The 23,494-nt window shown below is 46.7% G+C and carries 22 protein-coding genes; 15 read left to right on the forward strand and 7 right to left on the reverse strand.

From position 1 onward, the window contains the following. From BC792_RS18440 to BC792_RS00015, 4 genes are all read left to right on the forward strand, one after another. Positions 1 to 203: hypothetical protein (locus tag BC792_RS18440; RefSeq protein WP_211357423.1), on the forward strand; the 203-nt coding region annotated here is incomplete at its 5' end. Positions 204 to 415: 212 nt separating this feature from the next. Further along, positions 416 to 2,407 carry a DNA primase gene (gene dnaG / locus BC792_RS00005; RefSeq protein WP_148906937.1) on the forward strand — a complete coding sequence of 664 codons (1,992 nt, stop codon included), beginning with the start codon at positions 416 to 418 and terminating at the stop codon, positions 2,405 to 2,407. A gap of 4 nt (positions 2,408 to 2,411) precedes the next feature. After that, positions 2,412 to 2,765: a YraN family protein gene (locus BC792_RS00010; RefSeq protein WP_148906938.1), complete on the forward strand. Its 354-nt coding sequence runs from the start codon at positions 2,412 to 2,414 to the stop codon at positions 2,763 to 2,765. A gap of 7 nt (positions 2,766 to 2,772) precedes the next feature. After that, positions 2,773 to 3,834: a glutaminyl-peptide cyclotransferase gene (locus tag BC792_RS00015; protein ID WP_148906939.1), complete on the forward strand. Its 1,062-nt coding sequence runs from the start codon at positions 2,773 to 2,775 to the stop codon at positions 3,832 to 3,834. 133 nt (positions 3,835 to 3,967) lie between these two features. Here BC792_RS00015 and def read toward each other — a convergent pair whose 3' ends face one another. Beyond that, on the reverse strand, positions 3,968 to 5,194 hold the full coding sequence (gene def / locus BC792_RS00020) for a peptide deformylase (RefSeq protein WP_148906940.1): 1,227 nt from the start codon (positions 5,192 to 5,194) through the stop codon (positions 3,968 to 3,970). Positions 5,195 to 5,378: 184 nt separating this feature from the next. Between def and ruvX the strand changes: the two genes are divergently transcribed. From ruvX to BC792_RS00035, 3 genes are all read left to right on the forward strand, one after another. Beyond that, the gene (gene ruvX, locus BC792_RS00025) at positions 5,379 to 5,792 is read left to right on the forward strand and encodes a Holliday junction resolvase RuvX (protein ID WP_148906941.1); all 414 of its coding nucleotides are present in this window, start codon (positions 5,379 to 5,381) and stop codon (positions 5,790 to 5,792) included. A 5-nt stretch (positions 5,793 to 5,797) separates the two neighbouring features. Next, a complete protein-coding gene (ybeY, locus tag BC792_RS00030) occupies positions 5,798 to 6,232 on the forward strand; it encodes an rRNA maturation RNase YbeY (RefSeq protein WP_148906942.1) in 435 nt (144 codons plus the stop codon). Between the two features lie 109 nt (positions 6,233 to 6,341). Beyond that, entirely contained in the window at positions 6,342 to 7,016 is a 675-nt protein-coding gene (locus BC792_RS00035) for a DUF2490 domain-containing protein (RefSeq protein WP_148906943.1), read from the forward strand. Positions 7,017 to 7,064: 48 nt separating this feature from the next. Here BC792_RS00035 and BC792_RS00040 read toward each other — a convergent pair whose 3' ends face one another. Next, positions 7,065 to 7,484 (reverse strand): nucleoside-diphosphate kinase, encoded by a 420-nt coding sequence (locus tag BC792_RS00040; protein WP_148906944.1) that lies wholly within the window; start codon positions 7,482 to 7,484, stop codon positions 7,065 to 7,067. A 157-nt stretch (positions 7,485 to 7,641) separates the two neighbouring features. On the opposite strand from BC792_RS00040, the gene BC792_RS00045 reads away from it, so the two are divergent. The 6 genes from BC792_RS00045 to BC792_RS00070 all read left to right on the forward strand — a co-directional run bounded on the left by BC792_RS00045 (position 7,642) and on the right by BC792_RS00070 (position 14,659). After that, positions 7,642 to 8,490 carry a 4-hydroxy-3-methylbut-2-enyl diphosphate reductase gene (locus tag BC792_RS00045; protein ID WP_148906945.1) on the forward strand — a complete coding sequence of 283 codons (849 nt, stop codon included), beginning with the start codon at positions 7,642 to 7,644 and terminating at the stop codon, positions 8,488 to 8,490. Positions 8,491 to 8,561: 71 nt separating this feature from the next. After that, positions 8,562 to 9,587, forward strand: coding sequence for a ferrochelatase (gene hemH, locus BC792_RS00050; RefSeq protein ID WP_148906946.1), 1,026 nt, complete (start codon positions 8,562 to 8,564; stop codon positions 9,585 to 9,587). Between the two features lie 134 nt (positions 9,588 to 9,721). Further along, positions 9,722 to 10,996: a metallophosphoesterase gene (locus BC792_RS00055; protein WP_148906947.1), complete on the forward strand. Its 1,275-nt coding sequence runs from the start codon at positions 9,722 to 9,724 to the stop codon at positions 10,994 to 10,996. Between the two features lie 290 nt (positions 10,997 to 11,286). After that, a complete protein-coding gene (locus tag BC792_RS00060) occupies positions 11,287 to 12,333 on the forward strand; it encodes a UDP-glucose--hexose-1-phosphate uridylyltransferase (protein WP_148906948.1) in 1,047 nt (348 codons plus the stop codon). Next, the gene (gene galK, locus BC792_RS00065) at positions 12,330 to 13,484 is read left to right on the forward strand and encodes a galactokinase (RefSeq protein WP_148906949.1); all 1,155 of its coding nucleotides are present in this window, start codon (positions 12,330 to 12,332) and stop codon (positions 13,482 to 13,484) included. Before BC792_RS00060 ends, galK begins: the two co-directional genes overlap by 4 nt. Before the next feature lie 20 nt (positions 13,485 to 13,504). Then, entirely contained in the window at positions 13,505 to 14,659 is a 1,155-nt protein-coding gene (locus BC792_RS00070) for an aldose epimerase family protein (RefSeq protein ID WP_148906950.1), read from the forward strand. Positions 14,660 to 14,752: 93 nt separating this feature from the next. Here the strand turns inward: BC792_RS00070 and BC792_RS00075 are convergent, their stop codons facing one another. The 3 genes from BC792_RS00075 to BC792_RS00085 all read right to left on the reverse strand — a co-directional run bounded on the left by BC792_RS00075 (position 14,753) and on the right by BC792_RS00085 (position 19,999). Then, the gene (locus BC792_RS00075) at positions 14,753 to 15,940 is read right to left on the reverse strand and encodes a trans-sulfuration enzyme family protein (protein ID WP_148906951.1); all 1,188 of its coding nucleotides are present in this window, start codon (positions 15,938 to 15,940) and stop codon (positions 14,753 to 14,755) included. Between the two features lie 61 nt (positions 15,941 to 16,001). After that, on the reverse strand, positions 16,002 to 19,340 hold the full coding sequence (gene mfd / locus BC792_RS00080) for a transcription-repair coupling factor (RefSeq protein WP_148906952.1): 3,339 nt from the start codon (positions 19,338 to 19,340) through the stop codon (positions 16,002 to 16,004). A 113-nt stretch (positions 19,341 to 19,453) separates the two neighbouring features. Beyond that, positions 19,454 to 19,999 carry a hypothetical protein gene (locus BC792_RS00085; protein ID WP_148906953.1) on the reverse strand — a complete coding sequence of 182 codons (546 nt, stop codon included), beginning with the start codon at positions 19,997 to 19,999 and terminating at the stop codon, positions 19,454 to 19,456. A gap of 100 nt (positions 20,000 to 20,099) precedes the next feature. Here BC792_RS00085 and BC792_RS00090 point away from each other — a divergent pair, with 100 nt between their 5' ends. Continuing rightward, positions 20,100 to 20,963: a helix-turn-helix domain-containing protein gene (locus BC792_RS00090; RefSeq protein WP_148906954.1), complete on the forward strand. Its 864-nt coding sequence runs from the start codon at positions 20,100 to 20,102 to the stop codon at positions 20,961 to 20,963. Then, positions 20,953 to 21,381, forward strand: coding sequence for a DUF983 domain-containing protein (locus tag BC792_RS00095; RefSeq protein WP_148906955.1), 429 nt, complete (start codon positions 20,953 to 20,955; stop codon positions 21,379 to 21,381). Before BC792_RS00090 ends, BC792_RS00095 begins: the two co-directional genes overlap by 11 nt. Positions 21,382 to 21,428: 47 nt before the next feature. Here BC792_RS00095 and galE read toward each other — a convergent pair whose 3' ends face one another. Both galE and BC792_RS00105 read right to left on the reverse strand, forming a co-directional pair. Continuing rightward, entirely contained in the window at positions 21,429 to 22,457 is a 1,029-nt protein-coding gene (gene galE, locus BC792_RS00100; protein ID WP_148906956.1) for a UDP-glucose 4-epimerase GalE, read from the reverse strand. Beyond that, the gene (locus BC792_RS00105; protein ID WP_148906957.1) at positions 22,457 to 23,449 is read right to left on the reverse strand and encodes a UDP-glucuronic acid decarboxylase family protein; all 993 of its coding nucleotides are present in this window, start codon (positions 23,447 to 23,449) and stop codon (positions 22,457 to 22,459) included. Before BC792_RS00105 ends, galE begins: the two co-directional genes overlap by 1 nt. Positions 23,450 to 23,494 lie beyond the last annotated feature (45 nt).

The raw sequence follows: 23,494 nt of genomic DNA on the forward strand, positions 1-23,494 counted from the left end.
GCCAGAGCCGATGGTATTGCCGTAACAGGTGGGAGAGTAGGTCGGTGCCTAATTTTACAGGAAAGCCCCTTCAGGAAACTGCAAGGGGCTTTTTTATGTTAAGAGATGTGAGATGGGAGACATCAGATGTGGGACCCCTGTCTGATATTCCCAATCCCACTGCTCCATTTGACCGTTCAGCTTATTCCAATCCCGCTACGTGATACCGGCTGCCCTATGGCACTGATAATAAACAGATAACAGACACGGCACCCGCCCGTGGCCGATATCTCCGATCCCAATACTAGCTACTCAATACTATTTCCTATCTTTTGCGATTTCACTCTGGATATTGGATATTATAGTGTATCTGCGTAACTTGGCAGAAATCTCAAGTGTTAAAGGTGACAAAGGCCGGATAGGAAAAAGAGAATATATGATTACGAAGGAAACCATCGAAAAAGTGTTAGATGCTGCCCGGATTGAGGAGGTAGTCGGTGACTTTGTCGACCTAAAAAAGCGCGGTACGTCTTTAATAGGCAATTGTCCTTTTCATAACGAGAAAACTCCATCTTTCCACGTTTCTGTAGCTAAGGGCATATATAAATGTTTTGGTTGCGGAGCGGGGGGGGATTCCCTCAAGTTTGTCATGGAGCTTGAGAAGTATTCTTACCCTGAGGCGATACGATATTTAGCGGATAAATATAGCATACCGATAGAGGAAGTGCAGCGCTCGCCTGCGCAGCTCGCTGCGCAAGATAAGCGGGAGAGTCTGTATGTCTTAAGTAGTTGGGCAGGGAAGTACTTTAAAGATCAGCTGTGGACAACCGAAAACGGGCAAGCTATCGGTCTTTCTTATTTTAAAGAGCGCGGATATCGCGAAGATATTATTAAGAAGTTTGATTTGGGATATTCTCCCGAGCAGTGGACGGCATTGTCGGACGCAGCTATTGGGTACGGATTCCATAAGGACTATCTGAAAGAAATAGGCTTATCTATCGAACGGGACGACGGAAGCGTTTACGATCGTTTTAGGGGACGGGTGATCTTTCCCATCCACAACCTTACCGGCCGGATTATTGGATTTGGCGGGCGTACATTAAAGACGGAGAAGTCGGTACCCAAATACGTTAACTCTCCCGAGAGCGACATTTATCATAAGTCTGATGTTCTATACGGACTGAACTTCGCCAAGAAGTCTATAATGGACCATGACTGCTGTTATCTGGTAGAAGGATACGCAGATGTGTTGTCTATGCACCAGGCGGGCGTCGAAAATGTGGTGTCTTCTTCTGGAACTTCGCTCACCACGGGCCAAATCCGGCTAATCTCCCGTTTTACAAAGAACGTTGTTATCTTATATGACGGCGACGCGGCGGGCATCAAGGCATCTCTTCGAGGGACAGACATGTTGTTAGAAGAGGGGCTTAACGTAAAGGTTTTGCTGTTTCCGGATGGTAACGACCCCGACTCTTATGTACAGACATACGGTGCGACGGCGTTTAAGGAGTATATTGCCCGCCACCAGGAGGATTTTATTTTCTATAAGACCAATATCCTACTTAAAGATACGGGGGGAGACCCCATAAAACGTGCAGAAGTTATCAGAGAGGTGGTGCAAAGCATTTCTTTAATTCCCGATGAGATTAAAGTGTCCGTTTTCATTCAACAATGTTCACAGCTATTGGATATTGAGGAGCGCGTGCTGTTGACAGAGCTAAATAAGATGAGGCTGCAGAAAGGAAAGGCGCAAGAGAAAAAGGACCTTCCGTCAGGATCGAAAGCGAGGTACCCCGCCTCTCCTCCTACGGATATGCCTCCCGCCGACTTCTTTTTGAACGATGAGGAACGGACACAGATCGGATTGCCGACCTTATCCGAAGCTCCTAGGGTAATCACTCCAGAAATTATGCAAGAGCGGGAGATCGTGCGTATCCTTTTAAACTATGGTGCCGAGTTGGCGACATGGGAAGGGGACGGAGACATTCCGGTGGCGCCCCTGCTGTTGAGCGCCTTGGATGATATAACGTTTGAAGATAAAGCTAGTGCTTATATTGTCGATGTCTTCAGGAAGAAAGCCGAAGAATATGAGATTCCGGATACCAGGTTCTTTTTCTCTCACGAGGACAAAGATGTTCAGGATCTAGCCATCACCTGCGTATCAACACCATATGAGCTGAGCCCTAACTGGAACGACGATAAGCGCAAGATCTATGTGAGCCAGGAAAGGGAGCACCTGAAAGAATTAACGATTCAAGCCGTTTATCGCATAAAAAAGAGGAAAATAGAACGGGAGATGATTAAGATACGCGAAGAGCTAAAAGTAAGTTCCGCGGAAGACATGGAAATTCTGTTGGCCAAGTATCAAAAGCTGAAAGAAGCGGAAAAGCTCCTTGGCACATTTTTGGGAAATACGGTAGTCAAATAGTACTATGGCCAGACACCTTGAATCAGGTAAATGGGGCGAACAGCAGGCCCTGCGCTATCTCAAGGAGCAGGGGTATCAAATTATTTCCCTAAATTGGCGTTCGAAACATACTGAAATTGATATCGTAGCTAAAGATGCGGACACACTCGTTTTTGTCGAGGTAAAAGCAAGGAGATCGACGTCGTTCGGAACACCGGAGTCGTTTGTAGATCATAAAAAACAACGTTTCCTGATACAGGCTGCCGACGCGTATCTGGCGCAGTCAGCGCATCGTGGAGAAATCAGATTTGATATCGTTTCGGTTTACCTGCAAACGGGAGAAATAGAATTAATTAAAGATGCTTTTTGGAGTAATTGAAACACGTATGAAACTAAACAAACTGGCTGTTTTTTTAATTAGTATTGCAGCTTTGGCTGTGGCGGGCTGTAAGTCCCAAAAGGGCAAGTTCGAATTTTTGTCTCCAAAATCGGGCGAGACTATTGTCGTCGGTCAACAGGTCGCCATCCGACTGCAGTTCCCCGATACCACTATAGATTCAGTAATTTATTCCGTAGATGGGGAGATTATCGAACGGCGGCAGGATACGGGGACGGTAGCGTTGGATACGGAAGCCATTGGCCTGGGCACACGGAATCTGGTTGCGAAGGTGTACGCCATGGGTAAAGAGGAAGTCGCCTATAGCAGCGTCACCATTGTGCCGGAGTCACCAAAGCAGTACGCTTTCGAAAAGCTGGCCGTTTTTCCACACGACACGCGGGCTTTCACGCAGGGCCTGGCATTTGAAAACGGATTTCTTTACGAATCTACCGGCTCTGGCAATCAGCTGACATCGTCGCTACGTAAGGTCGAGTTGGCTACCGGAAAGGTGTTGCAGAACAAGGAGATTACGGGCAAAAGCGAAAATGGACAAGATTATTTCGGCGAGGGTATGACCATCCTGGGCGATAAGATCATTATGCTAACCTGGCTAAACAACGAAGGATTTGTGTTTCAAAAATCCACTTTTGAGAAGTTGTCTACTTTTAATTACCAAAATAGCAAAGAAGGTTGGGGCATTTGTTTCGACGGAACATCCTTAATCAAGTCGGATGGTTCGAATAAGCTGTATTTCCTGGATCCCATAACCTTTCAGGAGAAGCATGTCATCTCGGTGTATGATAATCAGGGGCCGGTCGATGCATTGAATGAACTGGAGTTTGTGGAGGGGAAGGTCTACGCTAATGTGTATGGAAAAGATATAATTGTGGTGATTAATCCGAAGACGGGCGCTGTTGAGGGACAAATTAACCTGCTTGGCTTGCATGATCATCCTTCCCAGACAGATAAAGAGTTGAACGGAATAGCGTACGATTCTTCTTCTAAGAGACTCTTCGTTACCGGTAAACAGTGGGACAAGTTGTATGAGATTAAGATCGTGGAGCGCTAAAAACCAGTGTAGAATTTAAAGCTGCAAGACGTGTATGGTGCGTGCAAGCCGTTTGTCCGTATAACGGCAACCCGCGCCAGTCGTAGCTCCTGGCAACGGCCGCCAACGACGTGCGTAAGAACAATGAACCTAGTTACGGCAGGACAGTCCCTTTCTTGAGATAAAACTCTAAACGGTCGTTAAGCATGATGATATCGTTTTCGGATTGCTCTTCAAGTCTATCGGGGTATAAAATGCCATAGAGATGGTCGACTTCATGCTGAAAGATCACGGCGGTGAACCCTTCTATCAGCTCTTCCTGGCTCTTTCCAGTTGTTTGGTCCGTGTACTGCAACTTGATGCTATAATTTCTTATCACGTCCTCTTTACGATCGGGAATAGATAGGCATCCTTCGCTCCCCTTACGGAGCAGTTTGGAACGCCAGATAATCCTGGGATTAATGTAAAATTCGAATGGCTGTCCTTCCTTGTCGAATCGCTGTACCCAAATAACGTTCTTATTGATTCCAACCTGGGGGGCAGCTATGCCCACGCCTGGGTGCTCAGGATCGCGCACAGTTGCGAGCATGCGCCCGGATAAGACTTGCAGCAGCGGGTCATTGTGCTTGATATCGTCAGATTGGGTGCGAAGGATAATGGAATCCTCTTCATTTGTGATTTGTAACACATACATCTTCTCCTCGGCATGTCCTGCTAAAATGAGATTTTTCTCTTTTTCTGTGAAATTTTTGGCCATGTTGCTGTCTTGTTCTCGTTGATGTTTTGGTCCGGTATATTTCCGTTCGCCTGCTTCTATAGCGATGTCCAGAAAGTTTTCTTTTGGAGGTTGGGGGCATCTGTACCCGCTACTGTAGGCACAGTAGGGATTGTACGCTTTATTGAAATCGATGGTCACCTTGCCGTGGACAAAATCCTGTCGCCGGATGTCGATGTAGCGACCACTTTCGTAGGTGCTTTCTCCGCTTGTATTATCGAGGAAGGGGAGAAACAGATAGGATGATTGTATCGCGTTTTGAAATAGACTAACGTTCTCATAGACGGGCAGCGTGAACATCTCGCCCTCCAATGTAAAATGTAGCAACGCAAATCGCCGGAATTCCTTGCTTGTACCGTCGGAGGTAGGCATGCGGAACTTGGGCTCATTCTCGAGGAATTCGGCTGTCGCTACCACCCGGAATTTTTCGTTAGGAGGAAAATAGCTTACGAAGCGTAGGTTTTCCGCCAAAATTGGGCCCCCGGCGCTATGTTCCAATGAATGCCGTTGTTTGTCCCTATGTTCGTTAATTTCGCTGACATAGTCCTGCGCGAGTCCTAACCATGGGGAGCCGAGTAATAGGGCGATAAAAACAAGGTATTTCATTTCTGTCCTTTTATGAGTCAAACATAAATAAAGATCAGTGGATATGCAATACGGAAGTTTTGCCGGTGATCAATAGATCCGAAAAAGTGACGAAGTTGCGCTTTTCGCTGCGAAAATATTTAATTTTTTTGATTGCGGTCTTTTGGCGACGATTGGAATCGTATTTTTGTGCAAACAACGTATTATGCGAATCATGGCCTTTGACTACGGGACGAAACGTATCGGCGTAGCGGTAACAGACCCGATGCAGATTATTGCGACGTCGTTAACGACAGTCCACCCGTTAGAGATCTGGGACTTCCTGGCTAAATATACCGCGCGGGAAGATGTGTCGACTTTTGTGGTGGGCAAACCCCTCCAGATGGATGGCACGGCATCGGCTTCTGCTTCGCATGTCATCGGTTTCATCCGCAAGTTAAAACAAGTTTACCCCTCCATTGCGGTAGAAGAGGTAGACGAGCGTTTTACATCGAAGATGGCTTCTCAGGTTATCGCCCAAAGTGGAAAAAAAAAGGGAAAGCGGCAGGAGAAAGGGCTGGTTGATACGGTATCGGCGACCATCATTTTACAAACTTACCTGGATTCTAAAGCGCGTTAGCAGTTATGGCATTAAAAGACATTTTATTTTTTACCGAAGACGTATCGTATTCATTAAAGGAAAAGCAGAAACTACGGGTCTGGATTATGCAAACGATCAAGGCCGAAGGATTTAAACGTATTGGCGAACTGAATTTTATTTTGTGCTCAGATGCTTACCTGTTACAGATCAACAAGCAATACCTAAACCACGACACGTACACGGATATCGTCACGTTCGATTCATCGGAGCGTGAGGATACAATTGCCGGCGATATTTTTATTTCGGTCGAGCGGACGGAGGAAAATGCTGAAAGGTTTGGCGTCAGCGCACGGGACGAGCTTCATCGTGTTATCATTCATGGCGTTTTACATCTTTGCGGCTATCATGATAAGCGCAAGGAAGATAAGTTGCAGATGACCGAGAAGGAAAACGAGTATCTCAACAGACGGGATTTCTAGTACTTTCCTAGGAATTTGTTACATAGGTTACTAGTATATTGTTACACAGAATGATGTAGTCTAGAGCGTGTTATGGCATATATTTGCTTCATCAATTAACGCTAAATCTATGTGGCAGAACTATGTTTTTTTAACGCTGTTGTTTTTAGTAGCATCTCCGTTTATTGTGAGTGCGCAGCATGTACAAGGCTGGGGCATATATTTCGGGAACACTGCCTTGGGGAAGAGTAAGTTCTCCGTTCATCATGAGCTGCAGTTGCGGGACTACAAGATGGTGGGCGATCATCAGCAGACACTGCTGCGGGTAGGCTTGCAATATCAGGCGCTACCATCCACAAGTTTTACGTTCGGGTATGGCTATATATACACTGAGGCGGAAGGCACACCCAATCTCCCTTTTTCGGAAAACAGAATTTATCAGGAGGCCCTGATGAAACATCGGATTGACATCGTGCGTCTACGGCACCGGTTTCGGGCCGAGGAACGGTTTATGCCGCAGGGCAAGTTCCGTGGACGGGGACGTTACTGCCTGTTTATTGATGTCCCTTTCACACAGCGGCAGATGGGAGAGGGAGAAATATATGCAGCGTTCTACGACGAAATCTTTTTGAACGCTTTCGACGATAAACTGGACGTGTTTGATCGAAATCGCCTTTACGGAGGACTCGGATATAAGCTTAAGGATAATCTAGGCTTACAGCTGGGCTATATGAGACAACATGTCGGGAAACTTCCGGGTACTGATCACATTCTGTTCTCTGTGCACCATCAGCTACGGTTTTAGCTTCCCAGGTATAAAAAAAGGCCCAATCGGGCCTTTTTTATGTATACGTTAGAAACGTTCGAATTGGGAGAAAAAGAAGTTTCCTTCGATTTCCGCATTTTCGTCCGAGTCTGATCCGTGAATGGCGTTTGCTTCGATAGACTTCGCATATTTATTACGGATAGTGCCCTCCTCTGCTTTAGAAGGATCGGTAGCACCGATTAATTTACGGAAATCTTCCACGGCATTTTCTTTTTCTAAGATCGCCGCGACGATAGGACCGGAAGTCATAAAGCCAACCAGCTCGCCATAGAATGGTCTTTCTTTATGTACAGCGTAGAAATTTCCAGCAGACTCCTGTGTCAGTTGGATATACTTCATAGCTACAATTTTAAATCCGCCGGCGATAATGTCATTTAAGATCGCTCCGATGTGACCATTTGCTACCGCGTCAGGCTTAATCATTGTAAAGGTTCTATTTGTTGCCATTTTTAATAAAAAGTTTTTGCAAAGTTAATAAATTCATGTCGGTAAGTTGTTATACCGTTCCAGGAAATAATGGACGGTTAGACAGGTGTAGCGGTAAAAAATCGGCGGCAATCGCCTAACATGGTTAAAGTTTGTTTAAAGTTGTTTAACTTTGTATATGGCTAAAAATCTTCAAGTAACGATAGACAAAGATTCAGGGTTTTGTTTTGGCGTAGTCTATGCGATAGATATGGCGGAGGAAATCTTAGAAGAGGACGGTTATCTATATTGCTTAGGAGATATTGTGCATAACGACGAGGAAGTAGCTCGTTTAAAGGCGAAGGGACTGCGCATTATCGGCCATCAAGACCTGGAGGGGTTAAGGAACGAAAAAGTGCTCATCCGTGCTCACGGCGAGGCGCCGGAAACCTATCGTATAGCTTTGGAGAATAATATCACCTTGATAGACGCATCCTGCCCGGTCGTGCTGAAATTACAAAATCGCATCAAAACGTCTTACGACGAAAACGAAAAGATTCTGATTTTCGGAAAGCATGGACATGCAGAAGTAATAGGATTGCAGGGACAAACCAACAACGAAGCGCTTGTCTTCCAGGATCTAGAGGAATTAGATGCTGTCGAGCTTCCGCCTGCTTTCACGCTATACAGCCAAACGACGAAAAGCGTTGATAAATTTTATGCTATTAAAGAGGAGTTGCTCAGGAGGGGATACGAAGTAAAGGCGAACGACACTATTTGCAGGCAGGTATCCAATCGGTATGAAGATCTTGGAGATTTTGCGAGGCAATATGATAAAATTGTTTTTGTCTCGGGCAAGAAGTCTTCTAATGGCAAAGTTTTGTACGACGTCTGCCGGCAAGCAAACGAAAACAGTTATTTTATTTCGGGCGCAGAGGAGCTTGATCCGACTTTGTTCCTTGAGGGCGAAACGGTAGGGATCTGTGGTGCCACTTCGACACCGATGTGGCTTATGAAGGACGTTAAAAGAGCGCTGGAGCAACTTTAAAAAGCGTCATGTCATTCTCATTTTCCGGCAGCCGCCCGATCTTCCTGTAAATTATAGTTATTTTTGTTTCAATGAGTAAGAGTGCGACTAAAGGGGTTTTGCTGGTGCAGCTCGGTACACCGGATACGCCCACTACGGCCGACGTGCGAAAGTATTTGACGGAGTTTTTGATGGATCCCCGGGTGATGGATATCCCTTATTTAGGGCGCACCCTGCTAGTGAAAGGAGCCATCGTACCGAAGAGGGCACCGTTGTCAGCGGCCACTTATAGAACTATCTGGGATGAGAAGACGGGTTCTCCGTTGATGTATTATAGCGAGTTACAGCGAGATCTATTACAAAAAGAGCTGGGAGAAGATTATCATGTGGAGCTGGCCATGCGCTATCAGAATCCATCCATCGCTTCTGCTTTGGCTAAAATGGAACGGATGAAGCTCGACTCTGTTCGTGTGATTTCCCTTTTTCCGCAGTATGCGTCGGCAACCACAGGATCGGTCATCGATAAGGTAATGGAGATCATGCGTTCATGGCAATACTTTCCGCAGATATCTTTCGTTAGTAGTTATTGCGACGATGAGGAGATGTGTGAGGTGTTTGCCGATCACGGTCGGAAATTTGACATCGACACGTACGATCATATCTTGTTTAGCTATCACGGACTGCCGGTCCGTCAGCTGGGAAAAGTGGATCCAACGGGGGAGCTGAAATGTCCCCAGTCGGGTTGCGACTCGTGCCGCATCCAGAAGAATGCCTTTTGTTACCTGTCGCAATGTTATGCGACCTCGCGAGCAATCGCAGCAAAGCTACAGCTGTCGGAGGAGCGTTATACCGTGTGTTTTCAGTCGCGGCTTGGTAAGACGCCGTGGATCCAACCTTATACGTCGGATACACTGCACCAGCTGGCGGAGAAAGGAGTAAAAAGGCTCCTTGTTTTTAGTCCTGCTTTCGTTTCTGACTGTATAGAGACGCTGGACGAGATACAGGTAGAATATGCAAACGAATTTAAGTCGTTAGGCGGAGAGGAAGTGGCTATGGTGGAAAGTTTGAACGACGATCCAAGATGGATCAGTGTGCTCAAGCGTTTAGCTCAAAATTAAGTGGGCGTTGTTCATCATCAAGTGAAGCGACCTGCGTCGTCGCGTTGGCTCTCTGACTATAGTGAGGGCGAGAGCGCGGCTACACCGATGCGGGTCTGAGCGCTTGTAATGGGCACGGAATAAAAAAGAACGTTATGTTATTATTTAATGCGATATTACTTCTGTTATTTGATTTCTATATTTTCTTCGCATTGCGCGCTACGAAAATAAAGATCGTAAATAAGAGGTGGTTCCCGTTTATATGGTGGGGCTATTCTATTGGCCTATTGTTGGGGCTGTACATAGCCGCTAAGTTCAACATCCCGTTGATGTACCGTTCTATTATTTTAGTCGCCTTTTTTATGACTGCGGTAAGCAAATTTATTTTTATCATCATCTTGTTGATAGATGATGTGCGTAGGGGGGGCGTATGGATCGCGCGGCTTTTTTCAAGACGTAAAAAGGAAGAAAGTTTGCCGGAACGGCTGGAGGACCTCTCCGAGCCATTGCCCGAGGAGCCCCGTAACGGTATTACGCGATCGGAGTTCTTGACCAAGTCGGGTATTCTCGTCGCTTCGTTGCCGATCTTTCCGCTGTCGTGGGGGGTAATTTCGGGAGGTTATGACTATAAAGTGCGTAGACAGAAGCTATACTTGCCCAACCTGCCCGCGTCCTTTCACGGTATGCGTATAGCGCAGATCTCCGATGTACACTCTGGATCCTTTTATAACAGAAAAGCGGTACTGGGGGGAGTAGAAATGTTGTTGGGTGAGAAGCCCGACGCTGTATTTTTTACGGGGGATCTCGTAAATAACGTGGCGTCGGAAATGCGCGACTACCAAGATATTTTTACGAAGATAAAAGCAGACCTGGGCGTTTTCTCGGTACTCGGTAACCACGATTACGGAGACTATTATTTCGGTAAAGAAGACTCGCCGGCAAAGCGGAAGAACTTGCAGGATTTGATAGATACGCATCGGGTGATGGGATGGGACTTGCTGATGGATGAAAACCGCAAGCTTCAGGTGAATAATGAGGAAATAGCGATTGTCGGTGTTCAGAATTGGGGAACCGGCCGGTTTCCGAAAAAAGGCGACTTAAAAAAAGCTTTGAACGGTACAGAGGACGCTCCTGTGAAGCTGCTATTGTCTCATGACCCTTCGCATTGGCGTGCACAAGTGCTGGATACTGACGTGGATGTTATGTTTGCAGGACACACCCACGGGATGCAGTTCGGCGTGAGGGGAGAGCACTTTCAGTGGAGCCCGGCGAAGTATATCTATAAAGAATGGGCAGGTCTTTATGAAGAAAAGGACCAGCGTCTATATGTTAATGTGGGGTACGGCTTTTTGGGTTATCCCGGCCGTGTAGGTATCTTACCGGAAATTACGATTTTTGAGTTGATCAAAGGAGAATCCGTGAACTCATAAAATCATGAAGCTGTTGCGCGGTAATGTGGTGGCCCCACAATCCTAACCGCTAACGGTATCTAACCGTTTTAACTTCTTCTTTCCAATCCTTTCTCCCCTTCTTATTCTGCATTGGGGGTCTAAATCCTTCGTCAAGCGGTTGATCTGTAAGGGGCTAGCCTTTAGTTCTACCGGGCTGTTCGAAGTCTCCTCCGCATCACAAATCAGACCACGGGAATCCCAGGTCACCGCGATTCAAAAGTTTTTTTTGAAATTAATCTGAAAAAGATGATATTTATAAAAATCTAGCCATGCTTAATTTTTCAGAACAACCACATAAACGTAAAAACCTATTGACAGGGGAGTATATCTTGGTTTCGCCGCATCGTAGTAAGCGTCCGTGGCAAGGCCAGGTAGAGGATTTAGCGCCGGATGATAGGCCTCAGTATGACCCGAAGTGTTATTTATGTCCGGGGAACGCGCGTGCGGATGGCACGAGAAATCCGGAATATAAAGATAGTTTTGTTTTCATCAATGATTTTTCCGCTCTCCTCGCGGATACGGCTCTTGACTCTTTTGACGAGGAAAATTTACTGATTGCCGAGACCGAGCGAGGTATCTGTAAGGTAATTTCTTTTTCGCCCCGACACGATCTTACGCTGCCTGAAATGGAGGTTGGAGAAATCGCTGCCGTTGTCGATTTATGGCAGCGGGAGTTTGGGGATCTTTCGAAACATGAATGGATAAAATATATTCAGATTTTTGAGAACAAGGGAAGTATTATGGGGTGCAGCAACCCTCACCCCCATGGCCAGATCTGGGCACAAAGCTCCATCCCTGTAGAGATAAATAAAGAAGAGGCACAACAGCTCTCTTATTTTAAGAAGAACAACCGTACCTTGTTGCAGGATTATATTTCGCTCGAGCTAAAAAAGGATGAGCGCATCATTGTCGACAATGCGCATTTTGTTGTTGTGGTCCCTTTCTGGGCAGCGTGGCCATATGAGACAATGATCGTCAGCAAAAGGGCGGTACCTTCTATTCTTGAATTTACCGAAGAAGAAAAAGTAGATCTTGCAAAAACTTTGCAGGAGTTAACCATCCGGTACGACAATATTTTTGCTACCTCTTTTCCCTATTCGGCAGGTATGCATCAGGCCCCCGTCAACAGTGGAGATCAAGCAGGGTGGCACTGGCATATGCATTTTTATCCGCCGTTACTACGTTCGGCCACCGTGAAAAAGTTTATGGTAGGCTATGAAATGTTGGCGAATCCTCAGCGTGATATTACGCCGGAGCAGGCCGCCGCCACGCTAAAGCAGCAAGAAACGGTACATTACAAAAGCAAAAAAAGATGATTTCTAAAGAGCAGGTAGAACACAGATATAAAACCCTTTTCGGAACGGAGCCGTCGCACATTGTCCGCTCTCCGGGCCGGATCAATATTATCGGTGAACATACCGATTATAACGAAGGCTTCGTGCTACCCACGGCTATTGATAAAGCGATCTACGTAGCGGTGGGCAGGCGTGAGGATAACCAGATACGTTTGTATGCGGAAGACTTCCGCGCTTATTTTGATGTTGCTATAGACGATATACAACCGGTAGATTTGGGCTGGCCCAACTATATTCTGGGGGTGGTCCACCAACTTCGGCTCCGCGGAGCCCAATTGGGAGGTTTCAATCTGTATGTTGATGGCGACGTACCGCTCGGTGCGGGACTGTCTTCTTCTGCCGCATTAGAGTGTGCCGCGGGGTATGCCTTGAACGTGCTTTTCGACCTGCAGCTGGGCCGCGTCGACATTGCTAAGATCGGTCAGCTGGCGGAGCACACCTATGCAGGCGTAAACTGCGGTATCATGGATCAGTTTGCATCGGTGATGAGTAAGGCTGGTCATGTGGTGAAGTTGGACTGCAGGGATCTCTCTTTTTCTTACAAGCCGCTGGCACTAGGGGACTACGCCATCCTGCTGTTGAACACCAACGTTAAGCATTCATTAGCTTCGTCTGCATATAACGATAGGCGGGCGGCCTGCGAGGCAGGCGTGAAGCTGGTTCAGCAGCACAATGCTGCAGTAAACAGCCTACGCGACGTCACTGTCGAAATGTTGGACAACTGGGTTAAGCCGATAGATACAGACATCTATACGAAATGCCGGTTCGTGGTCGAGGAAAATGAACGCTTGGACAGAGCTTGTAAAGCCTTGGAGGAGGGAGACCTGGATGAGCTCGGCGAGCAGATGTTCCAGGCACACGAAGGTCTAAGTAAAGCGTATGAGGTAAGCTGTGCTGAACTGGATTTTCTCGTCGACTATGTTAAGCAATTTCCTGAAGTATTGGGCGCGCGGATGATGGGAGGCGGATTCGGCGGCTGTACGATTAATCTCGTGAAGACATCTTTTCAGGATTTACTGATAGAGCGGATAACACCCGTTTATAAAGAGAAGTTTGGTTTAGAACTAACAGCTATTAAGGTAATTCCGTCCGATGGTACGGCGTTGCTGTGATAACAAAATCTATATATGTAATGAAAAAGACGATTTTAATGTTCGGCGTTGCTACGGCGCTCATTTGTTTGTCCTGCCAAAATACGGGACGAAACCGTACGACGGATGCAACCACTAGCGCTGACTCTTCCGCAAACACTTTTGATGGAGAGATCGATGGACACACTATCAAGCTCTATACGTTAACAAACAAGACAGGAGCAAAGGCCACATTCACTAACTTTGGGGCGCGCATTGTTTCATTGTCGGTTCCCGACAAAGCCGGCAAATTGACGGATGTCGTGCTTGGATTTAATAAGGCTTCCGACTACAATAATCCTGAGGAGCCTTATTATGGAACAATTGTGGGGCCTTTCGGTAACCGTATAGCGAATGGAAAGTTTACATTGGACGGTGAAACATATACGCTGCCAACAAATAACGGCCCTAATACGTTGCATGGGGGCTATAAAGGAGTGCACTTTGCTGCTTGGGAAGCACAGACAAATGGAGATAATACGATCACTTTCTCTTATACCCTGCCCGACAAGCATGAAGGGTTTCCTGGCAACATCGCTATGACGGTGACGTACACACTGACCGATGATAATGCCTTGGAAATTGCATACAAAGCAACAACCGATAAGAAAACAGTTGTCAACCTGACGAATCATGCCTACTTCAATCTAAATGGAGAAGGAAGCGGGACTATTTTAGACCACAGATTGCAGATCTTCGCCGACCGATTTACGCCCGTAGATAGCACATTGATTCCAACCGGAGAGTTAACACCGGTCAAAGGAACGCCTTTTGACTTTACTACGGCAAAAGCGATTGGCAGAGATATTGAAGTTGAGGATACCCAACTGGCTTATGGGGAAGGTTACGACCATAATTTTGTGCTTAGCGGCAATAAGGTTGATGGGCTAACACATGCTGCCACCCTTGTAGGAGACAAGTCAGGCATCAAAATGGATATCTATACAGAAGAGCCCGGTCTCCAGTTTTATAGTGGAAACTTCATGTCAGAAAAGGTTACTCTGAAAAACGGAAAGAAAGATAGTTTCCGAACCGGACTTTGTTTAGAAACGCAACATTTTCCGGATTCTCCAAATCAGGCGGCGTTTCCTTCCACCGTATTAGCACCCGGAGAAACTTACCAAACGAAATCAGTGTATAAGTTTACAGTGGAATAAGCAAAATTGATACTGTATTAAAAAGGGAAAGCCATTCAATGTTTAGAATGGCTTTCCCTTTTTAAGAAGAGGCATCCGCGGACCGTTTTCTGTTTAAGTAAGTTGGGCCAGCGCTTGTTCTACATCGGCGATTAAATCATCCACATGTTCGATACCGACAGACAGCCGCAACATACCGCCCGATAGCCCTGATAGCTTTTTCTGTTCTTCGGTGTGGTGCGATCCCCACATACTGGCCGGATGGACAATTAGCGATTCGACGCCGCCAAGGCTTGCGGCGTTGGTAAAGATTTTCAGGTTATTTAGCAGCTGTTGGGCCCTGTGATAGGCTTCATTTCCGTCTTTGCCCTTTATTTCTACGCACAGCATGCCGGTGAAACCGCGCATTTGTTTTTGTATCAATGTCCATTGGGGATGAGAAGGTAAGCCCGCGTAGGCTACCTTTTCTATGAGCGGGTGGCTCTCCAGCCATTGGGCCAATGCCAGCGCGTTTGTGTTGATCTGCCGTACGCGTAGCGCAAGGGTTTTTAGGCCGCGGAGCAATAACCAGGAATCGAAAGGGCTGAGCGAGCAACCTAATACCAGGGAGCGCCTCCACACACGTTCGATATACTCTTTAGTCCCACAGACCACGCCGGCCGTAAGGTCGCTATGTCCGCCCAGGTATTTTGTGGCACTGTGGATTATCACATCTATGCCGAAGTCCGCCGGTGTCTGGTTGATGGGCGAAGCGAAGGTGTTATCAGCCATTGTCCATATCCCGCGCTCCCGGCCCAGCGTGGCTACGAACGCGAGATCGGTCACGTCCAGGTTGGGATTAGATGGCGTTTCTACATAGATGAGCTTCGTGTTCGGCTGTATTGCATCCACAAAGGCGCTATTGTCCGTTTGATCTATGTGTGTAATCTGAACCCCATATTGCGATAGAAATTCTTTGAGAAAAAGGGTGGTGCCCGAATAGTGCGCCTGCTGAGCAACGATATGATCGCCTTGTTGCACAATGGCCAGTATTGCTGTGCTTATAGCAGCCATGCCCGTCGCTAAAACGAGGGCGTCCTCGGTTTTCTCCAGGCCAGCGATGATTTCTGCAACCTGACTGCTTGTCGGGTTGCCATGTCGGTGGTAAAATTCAGGGTACTTCGGAGATGCTGCCGCATGTATATAAGAAGACAGATCTGCATCTGCAAGATATGTAGACGTTTGGTAGATCGGAGAAACCACCGCGTTGGTCGTGTTAAAATGGTCTCCCCGGTGGATTAGTGTGGTTTCGAGCTTTGCCATAAATCATGTTTTCTCAAAGCTACAAAATAATCTACTATTTTAGTAGTGTATGCGCGACCGATTATTCCGTCATTTCTTTCAACAGCGATAATGCGTAGTCGATGCTGGTGACGTTCGTTAACGCAACGCGTAGTTGTCCTTTTATCTCTTTCAGATTGGATGTGGTAGGATGGCGTTGTACGAAGCTGAGTACTTTTCCAAACTGGTCCGATTCAAAATAACTGGATTTCGGGTTGTTGATGAAGTAGCCCTTTAATGTATTTTTTTTAAAGGATATTTTTTCGAACCCAATTTCTTTACCAAACCATTGTAGGCGTAGTGTGTTGAACAACTCGAATACAGGCTGGGGGATGGGGCCAAACCGATCTTCCAATGCCTTTTGGAACGCAGTCAGCTGCTGCTCATTCTCAAGCTTTGCGATTTCGTTGTATAAGTTATAACGTTCACCGATGTTTGTGACATATTCGTCGGGGATCATAACCTCCAGATCCGTGTCGATCTGCGTAAAGTTGACGTATCTTCTATTCTGGTCATCCTTAAAGAGGTCTCCAAACTCGTCCTCTTTGAGTTCCTGTACTGCTTCGTCCAGTATCTTGTTGTACATTTCAAAGCCGATCTCTGCAATAAAGCCTGACTGCTCGGCACCAAGTAAGTTACCGGAGCCCCGGATATCGAGGTCGCGCATAGCTACGTTAAAACCGGAGCCTAATTCGGAGAACTCCTCAAGGGCCGACAGGCGTTTGTATGCTTCGTTGGTAAGGGTGGACAACGGCGGGCTTAAGAGGTAGCAGAAAGCCTTTTTATTTGAGCGCCCTACGCGGCCCCGCATCTGGTGTAAATCGCTCAGACCAAACATGTGCGCATGGTTGATGATGATGGTATTTGCGTTCGGAATGTCTAGCCCCGCTTCGATGATCGTTGTAGCGACAAGCACGTCGAAGTCGTGGTTGATAAACTTTAACATGACGTCTTCCAGGTCATCGCCTTCCAGCTGTCCATGCGCAATTCCTACCCGGGCGTGAGGCACTAACTTTTGGACCATTGCGCCAAGCTGCTTTAGATCTGCAACGCGGTTGTGAATAAAGAAAACCTGTCCACCCCGATCGAGTTCAAAAGACACGGCTTCCTGGATAAGCGTCTCGTTGAATACGTGCAGTTCTGTCTGTACCGGCTGGCGGTTAGGCGGAGGGGTAGAGATGATGCTGAGATCCCGGGCACCCATGAGCGAAAAGTGCAGTGTACGGGGAATCGGAGTTGCCGTAAGCGTAAGTGAGTCCACGTTGGCGCGCATTACTTTAAGTTTCTCTTTGACCGTCACACCGAACTTTTGTTCTTCGTCAATGATCATCAGACCTAAATCCTTAAATTTTACGTCCTTGCTTACCAACCGGTGTGTCCCGATAATGATATCTATTTCTCCTTCTTCTAATTTTCTGAGCGTTTCCTTGATCTGTTTTGACGATTTAAACCGGTTGATGTAGTCAATATTAGCAGGAAAGCCTTTTAGGCGTTCGCTAAATGTGCGGTAATGCTGAAGCGCCAGAATTGTCGTGGGAACAAGTACAGCAACCTGTTTGCTGTCGGCGACAGCCTTAAACGCCGCCCGTATGGCAACCTCAGTTTTTCCGAATCCAACGTCGCCGCAGACAAGCCGATCCATCGGATGGGGCGATTCCATGTCTTTTTTAACATCGTTGGTAGCCTTTTCCTGGTCGGGAGTATCTTCATATAGAAAGGAAGCTTCCAGCTCATTTTGTAAGTATGTATCCGGACTAAAAGCATTTCCTGTCTGTGCCTTCCGCTTCGCATACAGTTTGATCAGGTCGCGGGCGATATCCTTAACTTTCTTCTTGGTGGTCTTCTTAAGTTTCTCCCAGGTATCTGTTCCCAACTTGTTCATTTTGGGGAGCGTACCTTCTTTGCCCGAATATTTGGAGATGCGGTTGAGCGAGTTGATATTGACATACAGCAGATCGTTGTCGGCGTATACCAGCCTGATCATCTCCTGCGTCTTTCCATTTACCTCCACTTTTTCCAGGCCAGCATATTTCCCGACGCCATGGTCGATATGGGTGATGTAATCGCCGGGTTTTAGATCGCGGAGTTCTTTTAGCGTAATGGCCTGCGAGCGCTCATATCCTTTTTTACGTTTGTACTTGTAGTACCGGTCAAAAATCTGATGGTCCGTGTAGCAGGCTAGCTTTAGGGCGTCGTCGCGAAAGCCCTCGCGTAGCGCGCGGTGTACCGGGATGAAGGAGACAGATTTGTCGATGTCTTCCAATATGCTGAAGATACGTTCTATCTGCTTGTTGGAGTCGGAGAAAATGAGGTTTTGTACGGCTTGCCGCTCATTTTCTTTGAAGTTGTGAATAAGGAGGTTAAAGTCTTTGTTGAACGAAGGCTGAGGGTGTATGTCGAACTGAAGGATCTGGTCTGCTTTATAATAAAACTGCTTTCCAAACTCGATATTCGGAAAGTCAAACAGCATTTCGGCAAAAGCGCGGTCGGTGGTAAACGTCACCCTTGGGTCGACCCATTCCGAGTTGGCTTTAATATCCTTTTCAGGAAGCGCTTTCCAGAACTCCGACGCCTGCTTGTAGCCGTCGCGCAATATGTCCAATGTAAACTGTACGTCTTTATGCCAGATTACGCTGTCCCGGCTAACGTATTCCAGTAGAGATATGTGGTTGTTACTCAGGAATTTTGCTTGTACATTCGGCACAATCGTAACGGTATGGATCTTATTGACTGAAAGTTGGGTTTCCGTGTCGAAGGTACGTATGCTTTCAATTTCGTCTCCGAAAAACTCTATGCGGTATGGCAGATCATTGGAGAAGGAAAAGATGTCGACGATACCGCCGCGGATCGCAAACTGCCCCGGTTTGTAAACGAAGTCTACCCGTTCAAAGTCGTATTCGTAAAGAAACTCATTGATAAATTCAATACTTAGCTTGCTATGTTGCGTAATCGGTAAGGTATTCTTATCCAGGTCCTCCCTATTGATTACTTTTTCCGCTATGGCTTCCGGATAGGTGACGACCATTTTGGGAAGTTCCGACGCGTGGTTTAAAGCACTAAGTGTTTCGGCCCGCTGAAGGACATGTGTGGCATCCGTCTGGGTAAATTCAAAAGGTTTCCGAAAAGACGAGGGGAAGAACAGGATCTGTTTGTCGAGCAGGCTTTCTAAATCACTTAAAAAATACGAGGCATCCTCGTGGGTAGGTAAGATGAATACGAACGGGCGTTCCTGCAATTTATATGCGGCAGCTGCGACGACAGCATCCGACGAACCGATGAGCCCTTTTAGTTGGATTTTTGGATTTTTTGGCTGAATGGCTTTAACCAATGAAGCTACATGCCCGCTCTTCGTATATTTTTCTAGAATTTCTTGTATACCCACGTGCCAGTTTATTTTTTGCGAAGTTACTAAAATTATTACAGCGGCCCGACGATGATCTAAAGTTCGCGCATATTCCCCCGACCCAAGCCTCCGAGGTGGAGGGCGGACAGCCGTTACGCCAACTGTTTTTCCTCGGCAAATTCCCGTACGGCGTCTGCTAGCTCGCGGAGGTCAAATTGTAGATCCTCGTGCAGTTTTTCGTATTTGTTGATCGTAGTTTTTACACGTCCTTTTGTGTATTCTTTTAGCTTTTGGGCGCTATACAAAGCTGATCCTTCGAACAGGCGGGGGTACCGCTCGAAGGCCTCTTTCAAAATCAAGAGCCGACACTCCACCTCGCTAAACCGATCCTTCGTGATTTTCTCGTGTTCGTTGATGAGACCGCTCGCTTGCCTGAGCACCGCATGCAATTCTTTGTAGCTGCTAAAAACCGGAAGGTTCTTAACGCGGTTGCGGCTATCGGAAAGCAGGGTGCTCAGCTGTTGCTTAAGCCCCTCTATGCGATCTGCTAGATCCACTTGGTCTTCCAACAGCTGGAAGTGAAGCTGTTTCATAAGCATCTTGTCTTTTCCTATGAGACGCACCAACAGCTTGTCTTTCTCCTTTTGCGGTAGACGGAGTACCGCTTCTTTTAGTTCGGGATGTTTATGTAGTGACATACGGATAAAAATAAAAGGTAAAATTTACTTATCCATAAAAATTACCATGAATGAACGTAATAGTACCACTATTTGTTGATATATCGATGTACCTTTGTATATGGTAGCAAGGGTTCCGATTATCGAACAATGTGCGGTGTCAAGTAGACACGAGGGAGACATTATGGTAGAAGATCTGGCCACATACCTGCAGAGGAATAAAAACCTTGTTTTTCCCCACCGCCATAATTTTTACCATTTTTTATTGTTTACCAAGGGAGGCGGTAAGCACAGTATCGATTTTGAGTCGTATGAGGTTGTGCCGTGGCAGATCTATTTTATGTCGCCTGGTCAGATACATACGTGGTCGTTTGAGGGGGCGATTGAGGGGTTCGTCGTGAATTTTGATAGTGACTTTTTTAAAACATTTCTCCTGCGGCCCGATCACATCCACCAATTCTCCTTTTTTTCGGGCCTCGTACGCGACAGCGTATTTGTCGTAAAGGAGGAACTACGTGAGGCGATTATCGACGTTTTCTCCAGGCTTCAGCAAAATGTTCAGGATTTAGCATTCGTCCGCGTTGCCCTTCTCTATCTTTTTCATCTTTTAGAAGGGAGTCGCGATCACGTGCAGACGTTCGGTCAAAACATATACAACAATACGTTGCTGCGTAATTTTCTGCATTTGATCGAACTGAATTATAAGAAACTCCGTTTGCCGAAGGAATATGCAGCGCTATTATACATCACGCCGAACCATCTTAACGCCCTTTGTAAAGAGACGTTAGGCGTGTCGGCAGGAGAGATGATACGGGGCCGGATATTGTTGGAAGCCAAACGGCTATTGGTTATAAGAGACTACTCGGTAGCGGAGATTGCTTACGCACTGAACTTTAGTGATAACTCATATTTTACAAAGTTTTTCAAAAAGGGAGAAGGTGTTACTCCCGAAGAATTCAGAAAACAAATAAACGATGGAAAATAACGCAACGAACAAAACTGAAAGTGCCGCGCCGGGAGAATTTAAAAGCGCGGTAGATGGAAAATGTCCTAGGTGTAGAACGGGTAACATGTTCGAGGGGCCGCTGCTGAGCTTCAAATCGAAAAAGATGTATACACATTGTCCGCATTGTGGATTGAAATTCGAAAAAGAGCCCGGATATTTTTATGTGGCGATGTATGTCAGTTATGTCTTCGTTGTCGCTGAACTTGTTACGGCCTGTGTGGCGACATACATTTTGACACGCAATATGGAATCACCTTGGTTATACTTGACAGTAGCGATTACGGCTGCAGTTGTCATGGCTCCATTTAACTATCGTTACTCCCGGGTAGTGTTGATGTATTGGTTGACGCCGCAATTCAGATATCGCCCCGACCTATACGGGAAACCAAAAAAGTAGGTGTTACGCACACCTACTTTTTTGCCTTGTCAGCTTTTTTGGATCTTTCAGGAAAGAGGGTGTTCGCTGAGGTACTGTTCCCAAGCCCAGGCAGAGGACATCATTTCGTCTATGCCGAGCTCTGCCTTCCAGCCCAGTTCGGCTGCTGATTTCGTTACGTCCCCCCACACTTTGATAATGTCACCTTCACGGCGGGGGCCGATAACGTAATTCAGTTTTTGTCCAGAGGCTCTTTCAAATGCCGCAATTGCTTCAAGCACGGAGTACCCGTTGCCCGTACCGACGTTAAATACATCGTAGTTTCCACGTGGATTTCCCTTTTCCAGTAGCCGGATGGCAGCGACGTGCGCTTTAGCAAGATCGACGACGTGGATATAGTCTCTAATACAGGAACCGTCCGGTGTGTCATAATCCCCTCCGAATACCGTCAGTTTCTCACGTTTACCGATAGCAGTTTGTGTGATGAACGGTAACAGGTTCTGCGGCACGCCTAACGGAAGCTCGCCGATGAGCGCGCTCTCATGTGCGCCCACGGGATTGAAATACCGGAGGGCGATGACATGATAGTTGCCATGAGCGTTCGCCGTCTCTTCCAGAATTTCTTCCGCAATTTGCTTAGTGTTGCCGTACGGTGATGTTGCTTTTTTGACCGGAGCAGCCTCTGTCACGGGTAGTTCATCGGGCTCTCCATAAACTGTACAGCTAGATGAAAATACAAAATTAATAGGCTTGTCTTGGTAAGCCCGCAAAAGATTAACCAGCGAGAAGAAGTTGTTGTGGTAGTATTTTAATGGCTGCTCAACGGATTCTCCCACAGCTTTCGACGCGGCGAAGTGGATGATCCCGGCGATGTCTGGATGTTGCTGAACAAAAGCAAAGACCTTTGCTTCGTCGCATAAATCAAATTGATGAAACTCCGGCCTTTTTCCGGTAATTTTTTCGAGTTGATCCAGGATCCGGATATTAGAGTTGGACAGATTGTCGACGATGACCGGGGTGTAGCCCGCATTGTAGAGCTCGACCACCGTATGGGATCCGATGTATCCCGTTCCTCCTGTTACTAGTATTTTACTCATTATTGTTGATTATAATATGTGAAATCTCCTTTTTTCAAAGTGTCAGAAGATAGTTGTTTAAAGTAAGAAATGGTTCGTTCGAGTCCTTCTTCACGGCTAATTGTAGGCTGCCAGCCCAGTATCTGCCTGGCTTTGCTTATATCCGGCCGACGCTGTTTGGGATCGTCGACAGGCAACGATTCATAGCGTATGCCAGACTTATTTCCGGTTAAAGTAATAATTTCTTCTGCAATTTGACGAATGGTCAATTCGTCTGGGTTTCCTATATTCATCGGTAGTGTATAGTCGGACAATAACAACCTAAAGATGCCCTCCACCTGGTCGGAAACGTAGCAGAATGAGCGTGTTTGCGAGCCATCGCCGAACACTGTAAGCTCTTCTCCCCGAAGAGCTTGGGCTATGAAGGTGGGGAGTGCGCGTCCGTCGTTTAACCGCATTCGCGGCCCATACGTGTTAAATATGCGGACGATGCGGGTTTCTAATCCATGAAAATTGTGATAGGCCATAGTCATTGCCTCTTGGAATCTTTTGGCTTCGTCATAAACTCCGCGCGGCCCGACGGGATTGACGTTTCCCCAATACTCTTCTGACTGGGGAGATACCAATGGGTCTCCATACACTTCTGAAGTAGACGCTACTAATATGCGCGCTCCTTTGGTTTTCGCGAGGCCGAGCAGATTGTGCGTGCCCAGGGAACCGACTTTGAGTGTCTGTATTGGGATTCGGAGATAGTCTATTGGGCTCGCTGGTGATGCAAAATGTAGAATGTAATCGAGTTTTCCAGGCACATGTACGAATTTTGAAACATCATGTTGATAGAATTCGAAGTTCGGCAACTTGAATAAGTGCTCGATATGCCGAAGATCGCCGGTAATAAGGTTGTCCATACCGATAACGAAAAAGCCTTCCGTGATAAAACGGTCGCAGAGGTGCGATCCCAGGAATCCTGCCGCCCCAGTGATCAAAATTCGTTTCTGCTTTTGTCTACTCACCAGTGTTTTTTCTATTGAACAATTTACCGCATTTCCCCTCTACAT

It is taken from the genome of Sphingobacterium allocomposti, assembly GCF_008124885.1.
GTDB classification, from domain to species: domain Bacteria; phylum Bacteroidota; class Bacteroidia; order Sphingobacteriales; family Sphingobacteriaceae; genus Sphingobacterium; species Sphingobacterium allocomposti.